Below are 22,370 nucleotides of genomic sequence, written 5' to 3'. Positions count from 1 at the left end.
TTCACACTGAAGGGGCTGTCACCACCGGAGGCGTTCCGTCCGCACCACCGCCACCTCATCATGACGGCGTGAGAATCACCCCGGCAGAGGCCGCGATCATCGGCACGTCCCTGGGCGCGACGGCCACTCTCAGCGCCGCCTGGATAACCCAGCGGGCGACATCGAGACGCGAGCGGGAGCGACGGATCTGGGACCACCGCGTGGCCACCTACGACGACCTGATGAGCACGGTGCACACCTACGCCCAGCTCCGCGCCCACACCCGGCAGACCTTCGACCTCCCGCAGCTCGAAGGCGTACGCAACGAGGCCCTGCACTCCGCCGCCACGTTGGCGGCGCGCATCGAGCTCTACAGTTCCGAGCAGCTGCGCGAGGCCTGCGAGGAGTCGTTCGACGGCATGCGGCGGTGGCTGGAGGCCTGGGAGGAGTGGCACGACCAGGGCGAGGACGTCCGCCTCCCCAGCAAGGCCGACGGCCTCTGGAGGAAGTTCACCGACCGGGTCGAGGAATCCGAGGCGGCCGACAGCGAACTCCTCGATCTCCTGCTGGCCGACATCCACGGCGAACGGAAAAGATCCAGTCCCTCATCTCCGGGCCGCTTCCTCGGAATCAAACTGAGCGTGACCACATCCGGCTCTTCGGCATCATGGGAAACTTCGATCGGGAAGAGCCGGTCGAAAAAACCTGATCGCGGTTAACATTGCTCTTTCCGGGTGAGACTTCTGGAACGTACAGCGGGACAGACGGGGGCCGTACATGGCGCGGGACGAGCATTTGATCGAGTTATATCTCGCGGGAACACGCATAGCGTCCGGTCTGCGTATCGCACGCACATTCGCACTGACGGCCGCGCACTCACTGGGACGCGATGTCCTCACCGCGAAGCCGACCCTGCATCTCCGGGACGGGACACCCGCGCACATCCTCTGGGGCAACACACCCTCGGACCTCGCCCTGCTCAGACTCGAACTGAACGGCACGACGGGCCCGCTGTCCACGACCAACTTCGGCGAGGCACAGGCGGGACAGCTCTGGCGGGCGACCGTCTCCGTCGACCCCAAGCCCCTGGTGGGCAAGGTCGTCGAGCCCGACGCCATGTACCACGACGGCCCCAACCTCAAGGTGAAGGCCCTACGACTGCGTTGCGAGCGCACTCTCCGCGATCCCGCCGCCTACGCCGGCAGCCCGATCGAGGAGACCCGGCAAGTCGATCCGCCCGTCGTCTTCGGCCTGCTGGTCAAGCCCAGAGGGACGTCCTCCAAGGAGAGCGACGAGGCTTTCGCCATCTCCGTGAAAGAGGCGCTCAGGCTGTTCGAGAACTACAAACTGTCCTTGCCTTCACAACCTCAGCCCTCGGCCGTCACGGGGGTCAGGAAAGCGGAGAAACGCACACGGGCCGGTCAGATTCTCCATGACAGGGGATACGGCAGTGTACGCCCGCAATGGACGAGGACCGACCCGAGCCGGCGTACGCGACGCCGGCCGGAAGGAAACTGATCAATGAAAGAAATCAGTGACCTCGACGAGGCGATATCGACCGCGGAGGAAATGACGGAACACGAGGACGGCGGCCCGGAAAAGCAGTACTCCGTCCTGGAATCCGAAGCGGCCCTCATCCACTACGTCGACCGCCTGCGCGGCGGACAGGCCCCGTGGGAGGAGGAGCCCCAGCGGATCGCCCGCTACACCCACCTGGTCGAGCTGTTGCTCGCCCTCGGTCTGAGCAAGGCCGCGGCGGACCTGACAGACACGATGCTGCGCACCATGGAGCTCTCGGAGATCGACCAGGTCGTGTACAAGGAGCCGGAGCTCTGGAACCACCTCGGGTCCCTGCTCGCCGAGCAGGGCGACCTGGTGCGCGCTCGGGCCGTGCTGAACTGCGCGCTCACCCGCGCCCATGAGTACGAGACCTACGAGGTCCCGGCCATCCTCGCCAACCTGGCTGCCGTGAGCCTCCAGTTGGGCGATCCGAAGGCGGCCGCCGTCTGGGCCGACAAGGCCTTCGACTCGCTGAAGTACGAGCGGGAGAAGGACGTGGAGACCCGACTGACCGCCGACCGGGTACGCCTGGACCTGGCCAGGGCGTCGGGCGACGACCAGGACCTGCACGGCGCGGTGGACAGCTTCGCCGAGTCGGTGGCCCTCTTCGTCGAGAACGAAGGCGGCGAACACCCCAGGGCCCTGGGCGCGCGCATCGCCCTGGCCGCGGCACGCTACGACGCCGACCCGAGCCCACAGAACCTCGCCGAGCTGGAGTTCCTCCATGTCTCCGTACAGGTGGCGCTCGGACTGGAGCACCGCGAGACGATCATCGCGCAAGCCACCCTCGCCGCAACGGAGTTCGCGGCCGCGGACGGCTGGGACCGACAGGCCAACGAGCGTACGACGGCAGCCGTGCAGGCCTTCGCCACGGCGACGGGTCGCGCCATCGCCTCTCCCGACCTCGGCCAGGAGCATCCCCAGACGCACATCCTCCAGGACGAACTGGCGGACATGCGGGCGGCCATCACTCCGGACGACGAACTCCCGTACCGCATCGAGAAGGTGTACAAGCCCCAGGAGAACACCGAGCGCAACGACGCCAAGCGGAGGGCCCTGGAGGAGGAGCCGAGCGTCATCCGGCTCATCGCCCACGCCGGCGCCTCCTACTTCCTGGAGGAGACCCGGCTCTTCTACGGACGGGTCAAGGACGCGCTGGCGCGCGGGGTCCGTTTCAACGTCGTCATCAGCAGTCCGTGGAACAGCCTCGCCGCCTTCATGCCGCACAACGCCGCTTCCGAACCGGGCAACTACCAGAACATCGTGGAACTGGTGGAGAGCAGCCCCTCGTACAACAACACCTTTCTTCCCGTGGTCGAGTCGTACAAGCTGCTCAGGACGATGTACCCGGGCCGGATCGAACTGCGGATCACCTCCCTGGACGTCAGCGGCTCCACCCTCCTCACCTCGAACGTCGGCTTCTTCGAGCCGTACATCACGTCGAATCCGCAGCGTCGGACCCGGCGGGGCATGAGTGTCTTCGAGGTGGAGTTCAGGAAGGACAGCCGGTACTACGCCGACAGCCTGGAGGAGTTCCGGGCGCAGTGGGAACTCTCCAGCACCTGGCAGGAGTTCGAGGCCAACCAGGAACAGCACAAGGCCGCGCTGCGCTCGGAAATGGGGGCACTCGCCTCCGTACGGGTCAGGGCGAGCGTCAGGAGGGGAGAAGTACCCCGCCCCTGACCTTGTCCAGCACCTCCACCGACCCCACGAACAACGGTGCCGGCAGCGCGTCGAGCGGCCAGAACTCCCAGCGTTCGCACCGGTCCGGTTCGCGCACCTGGATCTCGCCCGTGTAGGCCGGGATCTCCACGCCGACCTGCATGTGATGGTTGGCGGCCGGATCCGGGTCGGTGACGCAGACGACACGCGCGGCACGGGCGCGGACCCCGGTCTCCTCCTCCAGTTCACGGCAGGCGGCTCCGGTCAGCGTCTCGCCGATTTCGAGATGCCCGCCCGGCAGCCCCCAGGTGCCGGCGCCGAAAGTATTGGCCCGCAGACCCAGCAGGACGCGCTCGCCGGAGCGGACGATGGCCTGAACCCCCACGCGTACGTGCGCCGTCATGACAGCCTCTCAGTGGTCCGGATAGGTGCCGACGAAGTTCGCGATGTTCCTGGACGGCTGGACCAGACTGGACGGGCGGACCCCGTCGTCCTGGAGCAGGTCGAAGAAGTTGCCGAGCCGCCGTTCCTCACCGTCGTCGATCACGACGACCTCGGCGTCGGGGTCGATGAAGAAGTAGCTGCCCGTCCGAGTGGAGTTCCGGTAGACACGCAAGGTGACTTTCCGCTCGTCGGCGGCTTCCTGGCACCGCGCCACCACCTCCTCGAACTCGTCGTCACCGACGGAGAGCCAATCCCCGTTGTCCGCCCCGTAGTTGGTCTCCGACATCTGGTAGACCTTCCAGACGTCGGGAAGCCAGGACTGCTCAATGAGGTCGAGGACGCGCGGAGCTCCCGTGACATTGCGCCGGGTGACGACCGTCCCCAGTTTCACGCCGACCGTCTCGTAGTTCTTGCGCACTTCCCGCAACAGATCGAGAACCTTTTCCCGGTGCGGTGCGACACCTTTCCTGAGTTCCCGGTGCTCCTTGTCGTCCGCCGATTCCAGCGGCAGCGCGATCCACGAAAGTCCCGGCAGGATCCGCTGCATTACCCGGAGCGACGCGAGTCCGTTGGTGCTGAGCACCACCTTGGGAGGCGAGCCGCCGTCCGGAAGCGGGCTGCTCAACTCCTCGACCAAGTCCCCGAGATACGGCAGGAGCGTGGGCTCCCCACCCGAAATCACGACTCCCTGCACCCCTTCCTGCCGCAGCGTCGCAGCGATCCGGAATGCCTCCTCACGACGCATGGTGGGCGTTTCGTGGCGGGGTCCGAAGCAGAAAGGGCAGCTCAGATTGCATCTGCCGATCGGACGGAAATCCACATACGGAGGGAGCACCCGGCCGAATGTACAGCGCGACGGCGCGGCCCGCCGCCGGTCGCCGAAAGTGTCACTCTACTGATGGGCAGCGCGGCGCCGACTGCGTTCCCGACCGCCACCGTTCCTCTCCCCACACTTCCCCGCGGCCGGAGAGATCACTCCCGTCCCGCGGCACCGGCGTCAGCCGACGTACTCGCCCAGGGCCTTCTCGACCGCCGCCGGATCCACCATGTCCGCCGCCCAGGCCACATACCCGTCCGGCCGCACCAGCAGTGCCGTACGACCGTCGCTCGCCCAGCGTTCCACGGCCAGCCGGCCGTCGTGGGCGCCCTTCGTGTCGTAGGCCTCCGGTGTGATCAGTACGAACCGGCCGCCGCGCAGTGCCTCGTAGAGGCGGGTGCCGTTCGCGAGGGAGAGGTCGGGGGCGCGGGTGCCGGTCAGGCGGTGGGTGCCCCGAGGGGCGGGGTAGGCGTAGCCGATGCCGGTGAGTTGGCCGAGGGCCTTGCGGCGGGCCGGGGGCACGTGGTCGAGGACCGTGGTGAGGGCCGCGCGCAGGGCGAGGGTCCAGGGGCGCTTGGCCATCGCGAGGCGGACGATGCCGCCGCTGCTGCGCAGGACCGCCCTGCCGACGGGGTGGCGCTCGGACTGGTAGCTGTCGAGGAGGGTCAGCGGCGCGTGGCCGCCGAGCACCGCGGCCAGCTTCCAGCCGAGGTTGGCCGCGTCCTGGAGGCCGGTGTTCATGCCCTGGCCGCCGGCCGGGGTGTGCACGTGCGCGGCGTCGCCGGCCAGGAAGACACGGCCCACCCGGTAGGCGGGCGCCTGGCGTTCGTCGCTGTGGAAGCGGGACATCCAGCGGGCGTCGCGCATCCCGAAGTCACGGCCGAGCGCGAGCCGGGCGATCTCTTTGACCTCGTCGAGGTCGAGGGGCTCGTCGTCGGCGGCGTCGTGGGCGCGGTTCCAGCCGATGACGCGGTAGTAGCCGTCGCCGAAGGGCGCGATGAAGGCGAAGGCGTCGCCGACGGTGGCCACGGTGAGCAGGGTGTCGGGCTTCTCGTCGAGCAGTACGTCGGCGAGGACGACGGAACGGATGACGGACTGGCCGGGGAAGGGCAGCCCGATCGAATTCCGCACCGCGCTGCGCATTCCGTCGGCGCCGACGACGTACGCGGCCCGCAGCGACTCGGACTCCCCGCCGGGTCCGCGCGTTTCGACGGTCACGCCGTCCGCGTCCTGCGTCAGCCCGGTCATCTCGGTCTCGTACCGGAAGTCCACGCCTGCCTCTGCCGCGCGCCGCAGCAGCACCTTCTCGACCTCGTACTGCGGGAGGACGAGGAGGTGGTTGAAGCGGGAGGGGAGAGGGGTGAGGTCGATGGTGAGGCGGCCGAACAGACGGAGCCTGTCGAGGGGTTGACCGATGACTTCGAGGTCGTCGGCGAGGGCGCGGGCGTCGAGCTGCTCCAGGGTGCGGGCGTGCAGGACGAAGGCGCGGGAGAGGTTGCTGATCTTCTCGGGGCGCTTCTCCAGCAGGGTGACCGGGACGCCGGCGGCGGCGAGGTCACCGGCCAGGAGCAGGCCGGTGGGGCCGGAGCCGACGACGATGACGGTGTGGTTCATGGCGACCTCCTAGTGCCAACGACTGTTTGCCTACATCTGTTTGCCAACGCTTGTTGACGAGGTTAAGACCAGCTCCCTGGACTGTCAACAGGTGTTGGCCTACGCTTGTTGGCATGAACGACAGCGCCAGCACAAGCGGCACGAGCACCGGCCCGGGCACCAGCCCCCGCCGCTCCGACGCCACCCGCGCCGCCATCCTCGAAGCCGCCCGCGAGCGCTTCGCCGCCGACGGCTACGAGCGCGCCACCATCCGCGCCATCGCCAAGGACGCGCGGATCGATCCGTCGATGGTGATGCGCTACTACGGCAACAAGGAGGGGCTGTTCGCGGCGGCCGTCTCCTACGACCTGCGGTTGCCGGACCTGAGTTCGGCCGCGCGGGACGAGGTGGGCCACGCCCTGGTGACGCACTTCCTCGCCATGTGGGAGGAGAACGAGGAGCTCACGGCGATGCTCCGGGTCGGCGCCACGAACCAGGGCGGGGCCGAGCGGATGCAGGAGATCTTCCGGGAGCAACTGCTGCCGGTGGCGCGGCAGTCGTGCCCCGACCCGGAGCAGGCACCGACGCGGGCCGGGCTGGTCGCCTCCCAGCTCCTGGGGCTCGCGCTCACCCGCTATGTGCTGCGCATCCCGCCGACCGTGGCGCTGACCCGCGAGGAGATCACGGTCTGGCTCGGGCCCACGGTGCAGCGGTACCTGACCGCGCCGAGCCCGTGAGGCCGGTGCGCCCGGTGCGCCCGGCGAGAGAACATGCCGAAGGCGTCCGCCTCACCGTCGTGGTGAGGCGGACGCCCTCGTGAAACGTGAGGTCAGACCTTCGCGTCGGCGGCGGTGCCGGCGCCGGTCTTCGTGGCGGACTTGGCCTTCGGCGCACGGTCCTTGGACTTGTCCAGCACCAGGACCAGGCCCGCGATGATCGCGAACAGGGCCAGCGGGCACAGGACAAAGAGTCCCAGCGTCTCGGCGACGCTCAGGCCGTTGCCCGGGTCGTCACCGTCGTCGCGGGTGATCGCGAGCGCGGGGGACGTCATGAGCAGCATCATCAGCGTCGTACCGGCAACCAGGGCACCGGCGCGCAGGGCGTTCTTCTTGTCCACACCGCAAAAGTAGCGAACGCCCGAACGAGCCGCGCGCCCGGGGGTGCCGTATGGGGCGTACGGGCTTCACGGCCCCCCTTCCGCGCCTCCACCCGAAGCCGTTCCCGCACCCTCACCCGAACCCGTTCCCGCACCCTCACCCGAACCCGTTCCCACACCCTCACCCGAGGCCGTTTCCGAGCCCGCCCCCAGCCCCACCCGCAGCACATCCACCAGCGCGTGCAGCCTCGGGGACGCGGCGAGTTCCTCCAGGGTCACGGGGCGGCCCTCCGCGTCGGCGATCGGGAGGCGCCAGTTCGGGTACTGGTCCCAGGTTCCGGGGAGGTTCTGCGGGCGGCGGTCGCCGATCGTGTCGGGGAGCCAGACGCCGATCATGCGGGCGGGGGTGCGGAGCAGGAAGCGGTGGACGGCGTGGATCTCCGCCTCCTCCTCGGACGCGGGCCGCCCGCCACCCGTCGCGGGTTCGTAGAGACCGAGCCGGGCCAGCAGGGCCAGCCACTCCCCCACGTCGGTGGCGGACTCGACGCGCTCCTCCTCCACCGGACGGGTCAACAGGCCCAGCCGGTCCCGGAGTTCGACGTGTTCGCCGGTGAGCCGGGCCGCGGTGGGCGGCAGGTCGTGGGTGGTGGCGGTGGCGAGGCAGTCGGCGCGCCACTTCTCGGGCGCGAGGGGGCGGCCGTCGCCGTCCCAGTCCCGTTCGAACCACAGCACCGACGTGCCGAGCACCCCGCGCTCCTGCAACTCCTCGCGCACACCCGGCTCTACGGTCCCCAGGTCCTCGCCGATCACCACCGACCCGGCGCGCGAGGCCTCCAGCGCGAGGACGGCGAGCATGGCCTCGGCGTCGTAGCGGACGTAGGTGCCCTCGGTGGGCGGTCCGCCCTGGGGGACCCACCACAGGCGGAACAGGCCCATGACGTGGTCGATGCGCAGGGCGCCCGCGTAGCGGAAGAGCGCACGGAGCAGGCGGCGGTAGGGGGCGTAGCCCGACTCGGCGAGGCGGTCCGGGCGCCAGGGGGGCAACCCCCAGTCCTGGCCGAGGGAGTTGAAGGCGTCGGGGGGTGCGCCGACCGACATGCCGGCCGCGAAGTGGTCCTGCTGCGCCCAGGCGTCGGCGCCGTCGGGATGCACACCTACGGCGAGGTCGTGCACGACTCCGAGCGGCATGCCCGCTTCCCGTGCGGCCCGCTGGGCGGCGGTGAGTTGGGTGTCGGTGAGCCAGGCGAGGCGGGAGTGGAAGTCGACACGGTCCATCAACTCGGCGCGGGCGCGGGCGGTTTCGGGTGAGCGGGGGTCGCGCAGACCGGCGGGCCACCGGTGCCAGTCCGAGCCGTGCACCTCGGCCAGGGCGGACCAGGTGGCGTGGTCCTCCAGCGCCTGGCCCTCGCGGGCGAGGAAGTCGACGTAGGCGGCCCGCCGTCCGGGCCCGAGGGGGACCTGCCGTACGAGTTCCAGCGCCTCCCGCTTGAGCTCCCACACGGCGTCGCGGTCGATCAACGCGCCCTTTTCCAGGACGGATTCGCGCAGCCGCGCGGCTCGTTCGAGGAGCCCGCGCATCTGCTCGCGTTCCTCGACGTACGCGAACTCGGGTACGTCCTCGACCCGCAGATACACCGGGTCGGGGAAGCGGCGCGAGGACGGGCGGTAGGGCGACGGGTCGGTGGGGGCGCCGGGCACGGCCGCGTGCAACGGGTTGACCTGCACGAATCCGGCGCCGAGCGCCCGCCCGGCCCAGGCGGTCAGCTCGCCCAGGTCACCGAGGTCGCCCATGCCCCAGGAGTGCCGGGAGAGCAGGGAGTAGACCTGCACCATCAGTCCGTACGACCGTCCGGCGGGCGTCGGCAACCGGTCCGGGGCGATGACGAGATGGGCCCCGGCGCTGCGGCCGTCCGGGGCGGTGGCGGTCAAGTGGTGGACGCCGGGCGGGAGTTGCTCAATGCCCGTGCGGGTCTCGCCCTGTTCGGTCTCGATGTGCAGCCGGGTGCCCTCGGGCAGTGCGTCGAGCGCGGCGGGGGTGCTGCCGTGCCGGCCCACGACGGTGGGCGGCAACAGCCGTTCGGCCAGCTCCTGTTGGCGGGCGGCGAGCGCGGCGCGTACGGCCCGCGGGGTGCTCGCGTCGACACCGAGGGCGGCCAGCACGGCGACGACGGCGCCGGGCGAGGCCGGGACCGCGCGGTCCGGGGAGGGGCTGTAGGCGGTGGCGACGCCGTGCAGTTCGGCGAGCCGGGACAACTCCTCGCCGAGGGCTTCGACCGGCCGGGGTGCTGTCATCTAGGGCCTCGTCGAGTCCGGGTCGGCGAACACCGCGGACTCGCTGGTGAGCGGGGCCGTGTCGGCGAGTGGGGGCTCACTGGTGAGGGGTTCGGCGTCGGTCAGCGGGGGTTCGCTGGTGAGCGGGGTCTCGGCCCAGGCGCCCTCGGAGTCGACGTGGAAGAGGTCGGGTTCGAGGTCGGCGGACGGCTCCGCGGTGCGTTTGGAGCGGGCCGGGAGCGGAAGTGATGCCGATGCGGCCACGGTGGCCTCCTTGTCGGATCGGGCGACGGCTGGTTACCGCAGCCCTACCCAGTGGGCGCGACGGCAGACCTCCAGGTTGGGGTACGGGCGGCACCGTGGCCACTCCCGCACCGCGCATCCCGCACGTCTCTTGCTGATCACTATTCACTCAGTACATGTATCCAGTGCATACTGATGCCCATGAGCACCCGCCACATCCTGCTGGGCCTGCTCGCCCAAGGACCGAGCCACGGCTACGACCTGAAGCGACGCCACGACGAACGCTTCCCGCAGGCCCGCCCGCTGGCCTACGGGCAGGTCTACACGACCCTGCAACGCCTGGTCCGGGACGGTCTCGCGGAGGTCGACGGCACCGGCTCGGACGGTGGCCCGGAGCGGACGGCGTACCGCTCGACCGCCGAGGGTGCGCGTGAACTCGCGCACTGGGCAGGGGAGATCGCGCCGCCCGCGCCCTTCGTGACGAACGAGATCTTCGCCAAGGTCGTCGTCTCGATCCTGTCCGGCGGCGACCCGGAGGCCTATCTCCGGGCCCAACGCACCGCCCACATGGAGCGGATGCGCGAACTCACGGCGCTCAAGACCGCCAAGGGCGCCGACCTGGCGACCGTCCTCTCGGCGGACTACGCCCTCAACCACCTTGACGCGGACCTCCGTTGGATGGCGACGACGGCGGCCCGGCTGACCACTCTGACCGCGGAGGTCGACACAGCATGAGCGACAACGGGGGTACGGCGGCGCCGCTGCTCGCGGCCCGGGACCTCGCCAAGACGCACGGCAGGGCCCGGGCGCTGGACGGCGCCTCGGTCGACCTGGCGGCCGGCGAGATCCTCGCCGTCACGGGGACCAGCGGCAGCGGCAAGAGCACCCTGCTGCACTGCCTGGCCGGGATCGTCCGCCCCGACGAGGGGACGGTGACGTATGCCGGGGAGCGGCTGGACGAGCTGCCGGAGAAGCGGCTCAGCGAGCTGCGGCGGACCGAGTTCGGGGTGGTCTTCCAGTTCGGGCAGCTGATACCCGAGCTGACGGCCGCCGACAACGTGGGCCTGCCCCTGCTGCTGGCCGGGGCCACCCGTGCCGAGGCGCAGAAGCTGGCCGGTGAGTGGCTGGAGCGGTTCGGGGTGCGCGGGCAGGCCGGGCTGCGGCCGGGCGCGATGAGCGGCGGCCAGGCCCAGCGGGTGGCGCTCGCCCGGGCCCTGGTGACCGGCCCGAGGATCGTCTTCGCGGACGAACCGACGGGTGCCCTGGACTCCCTGGCGAGCGAGCAGGTGATGTCGGCCCTGGTGGGCACGGCCCGCGAGTCGGGTACGGCGGTGCTGCTGATCACCCATGACGCGCAGGTCGCGGCGTACGCGGACCGCGAGATCCGGCTGACGGACGGGACCGTGGCGCGAGCGGGGGTGACGGCGTGAAGTCGTTGCTCGCCGATCTCCGGCTGGCCTGGCTGCTGACCCGGGGGTCCGACCGCCGGGAGTGGTGGCGCGTCCTGCTCACCGCCGTCGGGGCGGCGCTGGCGACCGGCCTCGGGCTGGTCGTCGCCGTGCTGCTGCCGCTGAAGGGGTACCTCACCGTGTCCGTGGGCGGCGGGCTGCTCGACGAGCCCGGTACCCGGATCGGTGTGGTCGCCGCGCTGCTGTTGCTGTTCATCCCGGTGCTCGGCTTTCTGGGCCAGTGCGCCCGCGTCGGCGCGGTGCACCGCGACCGGCGGCTCGCCGCGCTGCGGCTCGCCGGGGCCACCCCCGGCCAGACCCGGCGGATCGCGGCGCTGGAGTCGGGGCCGGCCTGTCTGGCGGGCTCGGCGGTGGCCACGGCGTTCGCCGTACCGGCCCTGTTGCGGCTGTGGCACAGCCCCGTCCCCCTGGCCTGGGCGGGCATCGCCGTGGTGACCGTAGGAGTGCCGGTGCTGGGCGCGGCGGTGAGCGCGCTGATGCTGCGCCGGGTGGTGGCCTCTCCCCTGGGGCGGATACGGCGGCTGCGGCCGGCCGACGGTCCGGGGCGGCTGTTCCGGGTGGCGACGGCGGTGCTGGCGCTGACGGTGGTGTACATCGTGACCACCCCCTTCCACGACGTGCCCTTCGAGTTCGCCCTCACCCCGCTCACGGTCGTCGGCGTGTGCCTCCTGATCGGCGCCGTCGCGGTGTGGCTCACCGGCGCCTCGGCCCGGCAGCTCGGGGAGGGCCTGGCCGCCCGCGCCCGGCGCCCGGCGGTGCTGATCGCGGCGGAGCGACTGCGCGAGGATCCGTGGGCGGCGGCCCGTACGCACGCCGCGGTACTGCTCGTGACGGTCGTCGGCTCGGGCTTCATGGGGATACGGCAGGTGCTGCTCTCGGTCCTGCGCGACCGGGCGGACCGGTACGCGGAGGGCATCGGGTTCTACGAGAACGGCCTGAACCTCGTGGGCCTCGCGCTCCTCTTCGCGCTCGCCCTGGTCCTGACCGCGCTCGCCGTCGGCACCGCCGAGTCCGTCGCCACCCGGCGCCGCGGGCTCGCCGCCCAGGTGGCGGCCGGAGTGCCGTACCCGGTGCTCGCGCGGGCGACCCTGCTGGAGACCGCGGTACCGCTGGCGCCCGCGCTCACCCTGGCGGGCCTCGGCGGCATGACGATCGGCATCTGGTACGGCAGCGCTGCCTCGGAGCACACGGCCGTCCCGGTGCCGTACGACGCGCTGCTGGTCCCCATCGGCGTCTACGCGGCCTGCCTGCTGGCGGCGGCCACGTCACTGCCGTTGCTGCGCCGCTCGGTGCGTCCCGGCGAACTGCGCTACGCATGACCGTCCGCCCCGGGGGCACAGGGGCCTCCCGGGGCGGACCGCTCCGTACCGTCGTACGGAACCGGGTGTTGCGGGGTACACAAAAGCCCGGATCGTCAGGCGGAGATGCCGTCGATCCGGGCCATCGCGTCCTCCGCGCCGTATGGCTGCAGGTACGGCAGCCAGCGCGGGTCCCTATGTCCGGTCCCGATGATGCGCCAGGCCAGGCCGGTGGGTGGGGCGGGTTTGTGGCGCAGCCGCCAGCCGATCTCGAAGAGATGTCGGTCGGCCTTCGTGTGGTTGCAGCGGCGGCAGGACGCCACCACGTTGTCCCAGGCGTGCTTGCCCCCGCGGCTGCGCGGAATGACATGGTCGACGCTGGTTGCGACGCCACCGCAGTACATGCACCGGCCCCCGTCGCGCGCGAAGAGCGCCCGCCGGGTAAGAGGAACGGGCCCCCGATAGGGAACCCGCACGAATCGCTTGAGCCGGACCACGCTGGGTGCGGGGACTGTGACGGTTGCGCTGTGCATATAGGCGCCGGATTCCTCCAGGGAGACAGCCTTGTTCTCCAGGACGAGGACGAGCGCGCGGCGGAGCGGTACGACGCCGAGTGGCTCGTACGACGCGTTGAGGACCAGGACATGCGGCACGGATGCCTCCTTGTGCGTCGGCGGCGCGTGGCTCGCGCCGGGACGATCTGTAGTCAGTCTCCCCTCATGCCTGGTGGAAGCGCCACCATGTCCCGGTAACGGGCTGGGAGTGTTTTCGACCACATGTGATGCGGGCCCGGGACGGGTGTGGGTTCGTCCCACCTGTTCATTCCCGGCTGAGCACAGCCTCTCCCCTGAACACGGCAACGATCCACACACGATGCCCCGATAGTGTGGTGGGCCTGCCCTCTTGGTGACCTATTCGTGACCTTGCCCCTGTCGGACCATGCCGGAGGGCGGACGCAGCACCTGGAGGTACCTGCCGTGTCCTTGTCCGCCGTCCTACTGGCCGCCGCCTCGCCGTCGCCGTCTCCGAGCCCCTCGGAGACGGCGGTGACCGTGCCCTCGCTCCAGGACGCCCAGGAGAGCGCGACCAACGCAGCGAGTTGGGTCGAGCAGAACTGGTCCACCTGGCTGGCGATCGGGTTGCGGGTGCTGCTGATCCTGGTGATCGCGGCGGTGCTGAGAATGACGGTGCGGCGGGCGATCACCAAGCTGATAGACCGGATGAACCGCACGGTCGAGTCGGTGGACGGCACGGCGCTCGGCGGTCTCCTCGTGAACGCGGAGCGCCGCCGCCAGCGCTCCCAGGCGATCGGCTCGGTCCTCCGCTCGGTGGCGTCCTTCGTGATCCTGGGCACGGCCGCGCTGATGATCCTCGGCACGTTCGAGATCAACCTCGCCCCGCTGCTGGCCTCCGCCGGTGTCGCGGGTGTGGCGATCGGTTTCGGCGCCCGCAACCTGGTCACGGACTTCCTCTCCGGCGTCTTCATGATCCTGGAGGACCAGTACGGCGTCGGCGACCAGATCGACGCGGGGGTCGCCTCCGGCGAGGTCATAGAGGTGGGCCTGCGCGTGACCAAGCTCCGCGGCGACAACGGCGAGATCTGGTACGTCCGCAACGGCGAGGTCAAGCGCATCGGCAACCTCTCCCAGGGCTGGGCCACGGCGGGCGTGGACGTCACCGTCAAGGCGTCCGAGAACCTGGACCGGGTGAAGGCGACGCTCGACGCGGTCTCCGAGCGGATGAGCAAGGAAGAACCCTGGAACGAGTTGTTGTGGGGCCCCATCCAGGTCCTCGGCCTCGACAGCGTCCTCATCGACTCGATGGTCGTCCGCCTCTCCGCCAAGACCATGCCGGGCAAGTCGGTCAGCGTCGAGCGAGAACTGCGGTGGCGCGTCAAGCGAGCCTTCGACGAGGCGAACATCCGCATCGTCGGCGGGGCTACGGCGGACCCGGCGGACGGCACGGCGGACCCGACGGAGTCGGTCGCGGCGCCTTCGGTGTACTCCAACTCGGATTCGCCTCAGGTGGCGGCGACTTCGCCCATTGCTTCGCAGCGGCCGACGGGGCGGTAGGCGTACGGGGGTGCAGGGGGCGTAGGGGGCGGGCGCGGGCGGAACGGTTCAGCACACTCGTTCGAGTGAATGATGGCGGTACTGCAGGGTCGACCGTGCCTCACGTACTCCATCGTTCTGCCGGAACACCACATCCGGAGTCCGACGAGGAGGATGCCGGCGATGAGGACGGACCAGGAGCCGATCAGCCTGTTGGGTACGGTCAAAGAGACCTCACCGATGCCGATCCGACCGGAGTACATCGAGGAGATGGCCCTCGTGCCCGCACTGCCGGACCACCGTCACAGCAAGGGCGCCTTCGAACTCGCCGTTCAGTTGCACTCGGCGGGACTTCTGAGCGGCATGGGAAACGGCTACCGCGTCACCGCGAGCCCACCGAACGCGACGAGTCGTACGTCAAGGCCCACCAGGGCTGGTACCCGATCGACTTGGTCGCCCTGGTCGGCGAAGTGACTTTCCTCTTCCCCGAGATGGACACCGGCCCGAAGCTCCGCACCTACGCCGCCGCGGGAGTCCCGGTCTACGTCCTGATCAACCGCAACACGAAGACGGCGCACTGCTACGACGCCGAGTCCAAGGTCAGCCTGGGCAATCCCCTCGCCCTCCCGGCCCCGGACGCGCCTCAGCCTCCCGCCCGCTCAGCCCCCGTAGCAAAGAACCGCCCCACATACTCGTCGGCAGGCAAACCGCTCTCCCGCATGAGGGAGAACACCTCGGCACCCTCCCCCGGCTCACCGAACATCCGGTATGCCTCGGCGAAGTCGGCGTACTCGACGCCGTCGAGGTCAGCGCAGTACTCGCGCGCCTCCAACTCCCCACGCCCGATGGCCTCGTGGAGCGACCGGGCCCGCCAGAGGGTCAACCGCTCCTCGTAGACCCCGAGTTCGCGATGCCGGAAGACGCATCGGACGCCGTACCAGGACAGTTGACTCATCGGCTCACTCATCGGCGTCGCGTCGGCCCAGGTGATCTCGAAGTATCTGACACGTTCGTCCTGTCCGGCCGGCCGCATGCCCGCCGCCGTCATGACGCGGTGGGAGGCGATGTTGTCGTGGTCGGCATCGCCCTTCACGCAGGTGACTCCGTGCGCCCGCGCGAACCGCAGCAGCGCGCGGAGAGCTTCGGAGGCATATCCCTGCCCCTGGGCCGACGGGACGATGCCGTAGCCGATCGTGACGCTGCCGTCCTCGTCCACGGGTCCATGGAAGCCGAGGCCGCCGATCGCCCGGCCGTCCTCCCGCCGACGGATCTCGTAGTTGCCGAACGGCTGGGGATCACCGGTGTTCGCACAGGTACCCAGGAAGCGCCTGGCGGCGAACACGTCCCCGTCGGTGGGGTATCCGGACGCCCACCGGTCACCGCCGCCCGGCTCACCGGCGACCACTCGCTCGGCTTCACCGACGGTCATCGGGTGCAGCACGAGCCGTGCTGTCACAAGATCGCTCATGGCAGCGAGGAGTATCACGCGGGGCGGTCGGGGCGCACGGGGATTGTCGGAGCGGGGCCCGACGGAATCATCCCCGCCCCCTCAGCCGGTGTCTCCCCGCACCGTCCGCTCCGCCCACGGCTCGCCGCCCACCCGGTACGCCTCGGCGAAGTCGACGTAGCCAAGGTCAACCGCTCCTCGTACACGCCGCACGATCGATGAAGCCCTATCCGAACCAGCTCACCTGAACCACCACGATCCGCTCCCCACGCACATCCGTCAGATAGGTGAGCATGAGCAGCCCACGGCTCTCCGTACGCACTCCGGGTCCGGGGCCGGTATAGGCCGCACCCTCCAGAAAGACTATGGACTCACGTACGGCGATCTCGTTGGCGAGCCGCTCCGTCTCAGTACGGGCCGCATCCGGGAGTCCGTCCAGCATGTCGTCCTGGAACAGCTCCCAGTGCCAGTCAGCCACCCGCGACCTCGCGGTGCGCGGCGCGGACGATCTCCCCGGCCTCGCGAACGGCACGGTCGCGTACGGCGGGGTCCGCGCTGTTGATCGCCAGTTCGGCGGCATGTAGCCGGCGGGCCGTCTCCGGGTGGCGCTCGATCTCGACGACCACGCCCCACTCCCGGTAGAACATCCGGATCGGTACGACACTGTCCTCGTCGCCGGCCCGCACGAACGCCTTCTGCAGATCCTCGAAGAACTCAGGGAGCCGGGAGGGGGCAACAGTGGCGACAGCCTGCCGAAGCGCCGGAAGACTGAGGTCGGGACGGGGAATCAGCGGAGTATCCCCCTCCGCGTACGGCATGGTCATCGGCCGCCCCTTCCGCTCACCGAGCGCCCTTGTGGCACGTGCCCACGCTAGCGCCATTCCTGTCACTCCCTCGCGCCCATGAACGGATTCGCCGTAGCCGGGTCAGGGCTGAGCACCCACTCCGCGTAGACGGTCTTGCCGACAGAGCGGGGCTCCCATCCCCACTGGTGGGACAGGGCCCCGACCAGCAGTAATCCCCGACCGAACTGATCCGTGTCGCCTACGGGGCACGGACTGGGCAGGCGCTCACCGCGCGGGTCGCTGACCTCGACACGAAGGACGACACCGGTGGCGTTGATCTGCACCCGGATCAGCCGATCCCGCAGGCTGCCGTGCAGCAGCGCGTTGCTCATCAACTCGGACACGACGACCGCGACGTCTCCGGCGAGGGCGGGGTGGCCCCACTTGGTGACGAGCCGCGCGGCGCGACGACGGGCGAGGGTGACGCTGCGGGCGACGGGGGTGTAGTCGAGACGGTCCTCGTGGGGGACGGGGTCGGCGTCGCGGGCGGTGGGGTGTTCGGTCACGGAACACACACCTCTCCTTGTAGCGGGTCGAGCACCGAAAGTAGCGACACCTCCACCCTGAGCGCAATCTACTTGAGGAAGTTCTTCCTGAGAGGGTGAATCTCTTCGACTCGGTGACGCCGATGGGACACACTGTGACCGTGATGCGATCAACTCAGCCTCGACAGGGCCAGGTCTCAACTGTCTTGGCACGCAAGCTCGGTGGAGAACTTCTGCGCCTGCGGGACGCGGCAGGAAAGACGCAGCAACAGGCGGCCGAGTCGATCAACGCGACCGGCACGAAGATCGTGAAGATGGAACGTGGCTGGGTACCGATGCGGGACCCCGACATCAGGGTGCTGTGCGAGTTCTACGGGGCGGAAGATAGTCAAGTCGTAGGACGGCTACTGGAGTTGGCGAAACTGGACCGCGAGCGCCGTAAGGCCAAGGGCTGGTGGCGCGACTCGCTCGACACCGGAACGATGGCGGAGTACATCGCCATGGAGGACGTGGCGACCCACATCCGTAACTGGCAATCGTCGCTGATTCCCGGCCTGTTCCACATCCCCGAGTACACGCGCGCGCTGGCCGTCGCCGAGGGCACCTGGGATGACCCGGACGACATCGAGCGCGCGGCCGAGATCAAGCAGAAGCGCCAAGGGCGACTGTTGGGCGAACGTCCACTCCAGTCGTACGCGGTGATCTGGGAAGCCGCGCTACGTCAGGAAGTTGGCGGCCCCGCCGTCATGCGCGCCCAATTGGAGCGCCTACTTGAACTGGCCGAACTGCCGAACGTACGCCTTCAGGTACTCCCATTCCGGGCCGGCGCGCACCCATGCATCGCGGGCCCGTTCAGCATCATCTCTTTCGCAGAGGACGAAGCCCTCGACGTGGTCCAGAGCGACACCATCACCGGCATGGTGTGGGTGGAGAACGAGGTGGACAGCAATGCCTATAGCGTCCTCTTCGATCGCACATCCCGGCTCAGCCTCGCTCCACGCGACTCCCTAACCCTCATCGACAGCCTGCGCAAGGAGATGTGAGCCGTGCCCGAGTTCAACTTCACGAAGTCCAGTTACAGCACGGCAGCCAACGAGTGCCTCGAAGTCGCCCGCAACATCCCCGGCACCATAGCCATCCGCGACTCCAAGACCCCTGACGGCCCGATACTCCGCCTGACCCCCACCACCTGGACGCGGTTCACCGCAGCCCTGCGCTGACGCAGCGGAAGCGTCAGGCGGCCGTTCGTAGCTCGGGGCTACGTCAGAGCCGTAGAGACGGCCGACTTCACCGGTGAACCTGTCGAGGCAAGCCAGCCGCATGAAACACGGGACATCCCGTGATCTTCGCATCGGCCAGTAGGGCTCCTGACCGAGGAGACGAGCCTTGCCATGAAGGCCCTGCGAGCGGCGACCCGGCCGGCCATCGTCGAGAGCACACAGGGCCGACGAATCTCCGGCATGAGGATCGGCCGATGCGGGACAGGCATTAGCGTTCCTGTGCCCATCTCTTAGTTCCGAGGTGGAACCGAGGTGTTCAAAGACCATCGCTCAAGCCGGTTGCGCACGGCACTGGGCGGGTTCTTCTTGATCAGGTAATAGAGGTTCTCGTAATACCCCTGCCACTCCGCGTCGCCGTCCCGTCCTACTGCACGCCTTCGAACGCGATGAGCGGCTACAAGTGGTGCCATGCTCTCCCAGGTAGAGATCACAGAGCCACCCAGGTATCCAGAGACTGGGTCAATATCAACAATCCCATGAGCTACGAGAGCTCCCAGGTTGTCGTAGAACCATGCCAAACCGCGTACCATTTTGAGCTCTTCAGGAGACAGGCTTTGCAAACCTTCCGAAACATCGCGACCAGGTAACTCCTGATGCACAAACCAACGAGCTTCCGCAAGGTAGTCGCTTCTGTGCTCCCGAAACAGTTCCACCAGAACGGGCAAAGTATTGGCATGCGCAGCCAGCCTGAGCTGACGATACGAAGCCGCTCCTGACACCAGCAAAGCACCGACGGAGACGAGCAGAGCTGCTACGTTCACGAGGCCCCCAAGCGTCCATGCGCCCTGATCGGCACATCTGAGGCTGCCCAACTCCAGCAGCAGGGACACATGGCTCCGTAAGGCAGCCCCCTTCCTCAAAGCTGGAGGGGGGCTGCTTTTGTCGTCAGCGCTCAGCAATCCACATGCACTCGCTCGACGTAATTGTTGCCGTCCAGGGTCCGCTGGCCCCCTGCCCAGACGAAATCCCACGTTTTGTTCACGTAATACACCGTGAAGCTGTTGCCGTGGGCCCTGGCATAGTTGAAACGGCCGTAGATCCAGTTGTCTCCACAGCCGTCCATATTCCAGACACCCCCGGAAGTGTCGTAAACGCAGGCCCGCCCGGGATCGCACTTGTAGGTCACGTACTGGGGATGGACGTCGGCAGCCGAAGCAGTGCTGGAGCCGCCGATGAGCGCGCCCATCCCAAGAGTGAGAGCCACAGCTGTACGGGTCACGTGCTTTTTGAGCAACTGCATCCAGAAGTCTCCCTGCCTGGGGCCCCACTGTGACGCCAGTTCGAGCAGACGCCCGTGAGGACCTGCCACTCGGTCGACCGATGCAGCTCGCTGTGGCCGACCTCTTTGCGTCACACCGTAGGCACCGCCCGTGGATACCAGCCATCCTTTCGAACACCATCGAAACGTGCAGTGCCCGCACAGGCCAACTGCCCAGCCACAGCCCGTTCATGACGTCCTGGGTCGTGAGGAACCAGGCGTCGGTGCGCTCCCACTCGGAAGGCCGACCAGCTCGCCAGCTCGCCCGTCATCGACGCCGACTCCCACCTCGTCGATGGTCAGTCGATGCAGAACTCGTTGCCCTCGATGTCCAGCATCGGGATGCACGACTCGTTTTCCTCGTCGGCGTACAGCGTCTGCACGTGGGTCGCGCCGAGCGCGACCAGTCATGCGCACTCGGCCTCGAGCGCCGCGAGGCGCTCGTCCCCCACGAGCCCGGTGCCGACCCGGACGTCGAGATGCACCCGGTTCTTGACGATCTTGCCTTCGGGGACGCGCTGGAAGTACAGGCGCGGGCCCACGCCCGAGGGGTCACTGCAGGCGGACCAAGCCCCCCGCTTCTCAGTAGGCAGGGTGCGGTTGAAATCGTCCCAGGTGGTGAACCCCTCCGGTGGCGGCGGCATGACGTACCCCAGCACTTCGCACCAGAAGCGAGCGACGCGCTCAGGTTCCGCACAGTCAAAGGTGACTTGGAACTTCTTGATCGCAGACATCGGCGCACCGTACCGCGTACCTGGGGACCCTGCCGCTCATTTCCCGGGCGGATCAACTCTCGCCCTCCACCAGCCCCAACCTCCCGGCCACCTGACACAACGCCACAAAGGAAGCCCCCCGCCGTACCCCCGAAACCCCCGTGTACGCCGCCCCCTCGCGAAGGTCCAGCAGCACCGTCCCCGCCGCCTCGTCAAAGGTGATCGAGCCCCAGACCGTGTGCCTGCGGCGGCCCGGGCGCCACTGGAACCAGACCTCCTCGCGGCCCTTCTCCGCGGTGACGGAGGCGCGGTCCGACGCCTTCAGTTCCGTGCGCATCCTGTCGGGCCAGCCCACGGAGGGCCGTAGCACGCGGAGTTGGCGTGTCTGGCGGCGGGCGAGGGCGTCGGGGGTGAGGGGGATACCCGCGGTGCGGGCTCGTCGGCGTAGTGACGGGCGTACCGCTACAGCCCATACGACGTTGACGGCGGGCGTGCTCCCCGCCTCCTGCCGGTACTCGGCCAACACGCTCATGCCCGCACCCCTCTCGCCGTTCCCCATGTCCCGCGAACGCGGTTGATCAAAAGTCAGGATTCTGTGAGGTGGCTGGGAGGTGTCGCCGGGGACATCACGAATCGGCCTCGGAGGAGGAGTCGTAGCGGCCGAAAAGCGTCCAACAGGCCTCGCAATTGCGGCAGATCGGCCAAATCTCCGGCCCCCGCTCCCACCTGCGTCTTTGTCCATCGTGACGAAGCCGTGATGCGATCACCTTCACAGGTTGATCTCATTTCCCTCGCAGCCCCCTCATGCCTAAGGTCGCCCCACGACGGGCCCTTGTTCTGGAGCGCAACGCCCAGGGGTCCGTTTCGAATGTGGGGACAAATGAGAAAGCTCGCCATCGGCGCCGCCCTGACCGGTGCCCTGGCCCTGACCGGTCTGGCCGCGCCGCTCGCGCAGGCCGCGACACCGGATCTGGTCTTCAGCGGGGTGACGGTCAACAAGGGGAAGGCGATCGTCGTAGGGACAACCGCGACGGTGAAGGTGCCCGTCACGTACACGCTGACACGGCCGTCCGACGTGACGATCGACTACAAGACGACGTTCGCCGGGATCATGCTCTACCGCGGCTCGCTCGCGGCCTTCGACAACGAGATCGACGCCGACGCGTCTCCGACCTGCACGACCACCGCGACGACGGACACCACCGTCACCGCGTCCTGCTCCGACACGATCACGATCGACCCCGGGGACAGCCTGTACGAGACGGCCGACGCGACCACCTGGAACGTCGCCGGCGTCTACGCCCACATCGATGCCGACCTGGACGACTCGGACGACCAGATCAGCTACTCCACCGACTTCGCGGCCTGGGGCAACAAGGGCAAGGTCAAGATCCAGCGCGCCGCCAAGCTCACCGCCAACGCCTCCCCGGAGCCGGTGGAGAAGGGCAAGACCATCACGGTCACCGGTGCGCTGACGCGGGCCAACTGGGAGACCTCCAAGTACTCCGGTTACGTGTCGCAGCCCGCCAAGTTGCAGTTCCGCGCGAAGAGTTCGAGCACCTACACCACCGTCAAGACGGTCACCTCCACCACCGGTGGCGCCCTGAAGACGACCGTGAAGGCGACGAAGGACGGTTACTTCCGCTACGTCTTCGCCGGCACCTCCACCACCGGCGCGGCCACCGCCGCCGGTGACTACATCGACGTTCAGTAGCACCAGTACCTTCTCCCACCGCCCCCGCAGGTAACGAGTCTGTTGCCTCGGGGGCGGTGTCTATTGACGCCCCCTTCATCCCGGGCTTACGTTCCTCCCACCCAATAGGAAACTTTCCTAACAGTGATCACATGACAGGCTGTGC

The 22,370-nt window shown here is 68.8% G+C and carries 25 protein-coding genes and 2 pseudogenes; 12 read left to right on the top strand and 15 right to left on the bottom strand.

What is annotated here, in order from left to right:
- The first annotated feature begins 68 nt into the window (after nucleotides 1–68).
- From OH768_RS34215 to OH768_RS34205, 3 genes are read left to right on the top strand one after another with little or no spacing between them, the layout of a single operon-like run.
- Nucleotides 69–698: a hypothetical protein gene (locus OH768_RS34215; protein ID WP_406459819.1), complete on the top strand. Its 630-nt coding sequence runs from the start codon at nucleotides 69–71 to the stop codon at nucleotides 696–698.
- Between the two features lie 58 nt (nucleotides 699–756).
- Entirely contained in the window at nucleotides 757–1,497 is a 741-nt protein-coding gene (locus OH768_RS34210) for a hypothetical protein (RefSeq protein WP_406459818.1), read from the top strand.
- 3 nt (nucleotides 1,498–1,500) lie between these two features.
- A complete protein-coding gene (locus OH768_RS34205) occupies nucleotides 1,501–3,222 on the top strand; it encodes a hypothetical protein (protein WP_406459817.1) in 1,722 nt (573 codons plus the stop codon).
- On the opposite strand, the gene OH768_RS34200 is transcribed toward OH768_RS34205, so the two are convergent.
- The 3 genes from OH768_RS34200 to OH768_RS34190 form a co-directional block, all read right to left on the bottom strand.
- Complete coding sequence (locus OH768_RS34200; RefSeq protein ID WP_406459816.1) at nucleotides 3,194–3,604, bottom strand: NUDIX hydrolase; 411 nt, start codon at nucleotides 3,602–3,604, stop codon at nucleotides 3,194–3,196. The genes OH768_RS34205 and OH768_RS34200 overlap by 29 nt on opposite strands.
- A 9-nt stretch (nucleotides 3,605–3,613) precedes the next feature.
- Nucleotides 3,614–4,465, bottom strand: a complete 852-nt coding sequence (locus OH768_RS34195; protein WP_406465553.1) for a radical SAM protein — start codon at nucleotides 4,463–4,465, stop codon at nucleotides 3,614–3,616.
- 177 nt (nucleotides 4,466–4,642) lie between these two features.
- Nucleotides 4,643–6,076, bottom strand: a complete 1,434-nt coding sequence (locus tag OH768_RS34190; RefSeq protein ID WP_406459815.1) for an FAD-dependent monooxygenase — start codon at nucleotides 6,074–6,076, stop codon at nucleotides 4,643–4,645.
- 113 nt (nucleotides 6,077–6,189) lie between these two features.
- Here OH768_RS34190 and OH768_RS34185 point away from each other — a divergent pair, with 113 nt between their 5' ends.
- Nucleotides 6,190–6,792, top strand: coding sequence for a TetR family transcriptional regulator (locus OH768_RS34185; RefSeq protein ID WP_406459814.1), 603 nt, complete (start codon nucleotides 6,190–6,192; stop codon nucleotides 6,790–6,792).
- Between the two features lie 92 nt (nucleotides 6,793–6,884).
- On the opposite strand, the gene OH768_RS34180 is transcribed toward OH768_RS34185, so the two are convergent.
- The 3 genes from OH768_RS34180 to OH768_RS34170 all read right to left on the bottom strand — a co-directional run bounded on the left by OH768_RS34180 (nucleotide 6,885) and on the right by OH768_RS34170 (nucleotide 9,686).
- Nucleotides 6,885–7,172 (bottom strand): hypothetical protein, encoded by a 288-nt coding sequence (locus OH768_RS34180; protein ID WP_406459813.1) that lies wholly within the window; start codon nucleotides 7,170–7,172, stop codon nucleotides 6,885–6,887.
- 66 nt (nucleotides 7,173–7,238) lie between these two features.
- Nucleotides 7,239–9,443, bottom strand: a complete 2,205-nt coding sequence (malQ, locus tag OH768_RS34175) for a 4-alpha-glucanotransferase (RefSeq protein WP_406459812.1) — start codon at nucleotides 9,441–9,443, stop codon at nucleotides 7,239–7,241.
- Nucleotides 9,444–9,686: a hypothetical protein gene (locus tag OH768_RS34170; protein WP_406459811.1), complete on the bottom strand. Its 243-nt coding sequence runs from the start codon at nucleotides 9,684–9,686 to the stop codon at nucleotides 9,444–9,446.
- Between the two features lie 180 nt (nucleotides 9,687–9,866).
- Between OH768_RS34170 and OH768_RS34165 the strand changes: the two genes are divergently transcribed.
- From OH768_RS34165 to OH768_RS34155, 3 genes are read left to right on the top strand one after another with little or no spacing between them, the layout of a single operon-like run.
- Nucleotides 9,867–10,400: a PadR family transcriptional regulator gene (locus OH768_RS34165; protein WP_406459810.1), complete on the top strand. Its 534-nt coding sequence runs from the start codon at nucleotides 9,867–9,869 to the stop codon at nucleotides 10,398–10,400.
- Entirely contained in the window at nucleotides 10,397–11,095 is a 699-nt protein-coding gene (locus OH768_RS34160) for an ABC transporter ATP-binding protein (protein ID WP_406459809.1), read from the top strand. Before OH768_RS34165 ends, OH768_RS34160 begins: the two co-directional genes overlap by 4 nt.
- On the top strand, nucleotides 11,092–12,453 hold the full coding sequence (locus tag OH768_RS34155; RefSeq protein WP_406459808.1) for an ABC transporter permease: 1,362 nt from the start codon (nucleotides 11,092–11,094) through the stop codon (nucleotides 12,451–12,453). The genes OH768_RS34160 and OH768_RS34155 overlap by 4 nt, the downstream gene beginning before the upstream one ends.
- Nucleotides 12,454–12,548: 95 nt before the next feature.
- Here OH768_RS34155 and OH768_RS34150 read toward each other — a convergent pair whose 3' ends face one another.
- On the bottom strand, nucleotides 12,549–13,085 hold the full coding sequence (locus tag OH768_RS34150) for an HNH endonuclease (RefSeq protein ID WP_019065631.1): 537 nt from the start codon (nucleotides 13,083–13,085) through the stop codon (nucleotides 12,549–12,551).
- A 324-nt stretch (nucleotides 13,086–13,409) separates the two neighbouring features.
- On the opposite strand from OH768_RS34150, the gene OH768_RS34145 reads away from it, so the two are divergent.
- Together OH768_RS34145 and OH768_RS34140 are read left to right on the top strand one after the other, a co-directional pair.
- Nucleotides 13,410–14,504 carry a mechanosensitive ion channel family protein gene (locus tag OH768_RS34145; protein ID WP_406459807.1) on the top strand — a complete coding sequence of 365 codons (1,095 nt, stop codon included), beginning with the start codon at nucleotides 13,410–13,412 and terminating at the stop codon, nucleotides 14,502–14,504.
- A 162-nt stretch (nucleotides 14,505–14,666) separates the two neighbouring features.
- Nucleotides 14,667–14,957 carry a hypothetical protein gene (locus OH768_RS34140; RefSeq protein ID WP_406459806.1) on the top strand — a complete coding sequence of 97 codons (291 nt, stop codon included), beginning with the start codon at nucleotides 14,667–14,669 and terminating at the stop codon, nucleotides 14,955–14,957.
- A 499-nt stretch (nucleotides 14,958–15,456) separates the two neighbouring features.
- Here the strand turns inward: OH768_RS34140 and OH768_RS34135 are convergent.
- From OH768_RS34135 to OH768_RS34120, 4 genes and pseudogenes are all read right to left on the bottom strand, one after another.
- Nucleotides 15,457–15,951: pseudogene (locus OH768_RS34135) on the bottom strand (GNAT family N-acetyltransferase); the annotation flags it as partial.
- A 205-nt stretch (nucleotides 15,952–16,156) separates the two neighbouring features.
- Nucleotides 16,157–16,408 (bottom strand): hypothetical protein, encoded by a 252-nt coding sequence (locus OH768_RS34130; protein ID WP_406459805.1) that lies wholly within the window; start codon nucleotides 16,406–16,408, stop codon nucleotides 16,157–16,159.
- Nucleotides 16,401–16,754: a hypothetical protein gene (locus tag OH768_RS34125; protein ID WP_406459804.1), complete on the bottom strand. Its 354-nt coding sequence runs from the start codon at nucleotides 16,752–16,754 to the stop codon at nucleotides 16,401–16,403. Before OH768_RS34125 ends, OH768_RS34130 begins: the two co-directional genes overlap by 8 nt.
- A 62-nt stretch (nucleotides 16,755–16,816) precedes the next feature.
- Nucleotides 16,817–17,281, bottom strand: coding sequence for an ATP-binding protein (locus tag OH768_RS34120; RefSeq protein ID WP_406459803.1), 465 nt, complete (start codon nucleotides 17,279–17,281; stop codon nucleotides 16,817–16,819).
- 185 nt (nucleotides 17,282–17,466) lie between these two features.
- Here OH768_RS34120 and OH768_RS34115 point away from each other — a divergent pair, with 185 nt between their 5' ends.
- Together OH768_RS34115 and OH768_RS34110 are read left to right on the top strand one after the other, a co-directional pair.
- Nucleotides 17,467–18,303 (top strand): helix-turn-helix domain-containing protein, encoded by an 837-nt coding sequence (locus tag OH768_RS34115; protein ID WP_406459802.1) that lies wholly within the window; start codon nucleotides 17,467–17,469, stop codon nucleotides 18,301–18,303.
- A gap of 3 nt (nucleotides 18,304–18,306) precedes the next feature.
- Complete coding sequence (locus OH768_RS34110) at nucleotides 18,307–18,480, top strand: DUF397 domain-containing protein (protein ID WP_406459801.1); 174 nt, start codon at nucleotides 18,307–18,309, stop codon at nucleotides 18,478–18,480.
- A 290-nt stretch (nucleotides 18,481–18,770) separates the two neighbouring features.
- Here OH768_RS34110 and OH768_RS34105 read toward each other — a convergent pair whose 3' ends face one another.
- The 4 genes and pseudogenes from OH768_RS34105 to OH768_RS34090 all read right to left on the bottom strand — a co-directional run bounded on the left by OH768_RS34105 (nucleotide 18,771) and on the right by OH768_RS34090 (nucleotide 21,043).
- The gene (locus OH768_RS34105; protein ID WP_406459800.1) at nucleotides 18,771–19,370 is read right to left on the bottom strand and encodes a hypothetical protein; all 600 of its coding nucleotides are present in this window, start codon (nucleotides 19,368–19,370) and stop codon (nucleotides 18,771–18,773) included.
- A 62-nt stretch (nucleotides 19,371–19,432) separates the two neighbouring features.
- Nucleotides 19,433–19,780, bottom strand: a complete 348-nt coding sequence (locus OH768_RS34100; RefSeq protein WP_406459799.1) for a hypothetical protein — start codon at nucleotides 19,778–19,780, stop codon at nucleotides 19,433–19,435.
- Between the two features lie 317 nt (nucleotides 19,781–20,097).
- Nucleotides 20,098–20,532: pseudogene (locus OH768_RS34095) on the bottom strand (VOC family protein).
- Between the two features lie 52 nt (nucleotides 20,533–20,584).
- Nucleotides 20,585–21,043: a hypothetical protein gene (locus tag OH768_RS34090; protein WP_406459798.1), complete on the bottom strand. Its 459-nt coding sequence runs from the start codon at nucleotides 21,041–21,043 to the stop codon at nucleotides 20,585–20,587.
- A 348-nt stretch (nucleotides 21,044–21,391) separates the two neighbouring features.
- Here OH768_RS34090 and OH768_RS34085 point away from each other — a divergent pair, with 348 nt between their 5' ends.
- A complete protein-coding gene (locus OH768_RS34085; RefSeq protein ID WP_406459797.1) occupies nucleotides 21,392–22,225 on the top strand; it encodes a hypothetical protein in 834 nt (277 codons plus the stop codon).
- Nucleotides 22,226–22,370 lie beyond the last annotated feature (145 nt).

The sequence above is a fragment of the Streptomyces sp. NBC_01622 genome (assembly GCF_045209635.1).
GTDB lineage: Bacteria > Actinomycetota > Actinomycetes > Streptomycetales > Streptomycetaceae > Streptomyces.
Note: the sequence above shows the minus strand (reverse complement) of the source record. Positions and strands in the feature narration are given on the sequence as shown.

What these genes read in the sequence shown, in the direction of transcription:
- OH768_RS34100 (WP_406459799.1), bottom strand. Translation starts at nt 19,780, where the DNA reads ATGCAGTTGCTCAAAAAGCACGTGACCCGTACAGCTGTGGCTCTCACT.
- OH768_RS34085 (WP_406459797.1), top strand. Translation starts at nt 21,392, where the DNA reads ATGAGAAAGCTCGCCATCGGCGCCGCCCTGACCGGTGCCCTGGCCCTG.
- OH768_RS34160 (WP_406459809.1), top strand. Translation starts at nt 10,397, where the DNA reads ATGAGCGACAACGGGGGTACGGCGGCGCCGCTGCTCGCGGCCCGGGAC.
- OH768_RS34140 (WP_406459806.1), top strand. Translation starts at nt 14,667, where the DNA reads ATGAGGACGGACCAGGAGCCGATCAGCCTGTTGGGTACGGTCAAAGAG.
- OH768_RS34200 (WP_406459816.1), bottom strand. Translation starts at nt 3,604, where the DNA reads ATGACGGCGCACGTACGCGTGGGGGTTCAGGCCATCGTCCGCTCCGGC.
- OH768_RS34190 (WP_406459815.1), bottom strand. Translation starts at nt 6,076, where the DNA reads ATGAACCACACCGTCATCGTCGTCGGCTCCGGCCCCACCGGCCTGCTC.
- OH768_RS34185 (WP_406459814.1), top strand. Translation starts at nt 6,190, where the DNA reads ATGAACGACAGCGCCAGCACAAGCGGCACGAGCACCGGCCCGGGCACC.
- OH768_RS34090 (WP_406459798.1), bottom strand. Translation starts at nt 21,043, where the DNA reads ATGAGCGTGTTGGCCGAGTACCGGCAGGAGGCGGGGAGCACGCCCGCC.
- OH768_RS34165 (WP_406459810.1), top strand. Translation starts at nt 9,867, where the DNA reads ATGAGCACCCGCCACATCCTGCTGGGCCTGCTCGCCCAAGGACCGAGC.
- OH768_RS34205 (WP_406459817.1), top strand. Translation starts at nt 1,501, where the DNA reads ATGAAAGAAATCAGTGACCTCGACGAGGCGATATCGACCGCGGAGGAA.
- malQ (WP_406459812.1), bottom strand. Translation starts at nt 9,443, where the DNA reads ATGACAGCACCCCGGCCGGTCGAAGCCCTCGGCGAGGAGTTGTCCCGG.
- OH768_RS34125 (WP_406459804.1), bottom strand. Translation starts at nt 16,754, where the DNA reads ATGACCATGCCGTACGCGGAGGGGGATACTCCGCTGATTCCCCGTCCC.
- OH768_RS34210 (WP_406459818.1), top strand. Translation starts at nt 757, where the DNA reads ATGGCGCGGGACGAGCATTTGATCGAGTTATATCTCGCGGGAACACGC.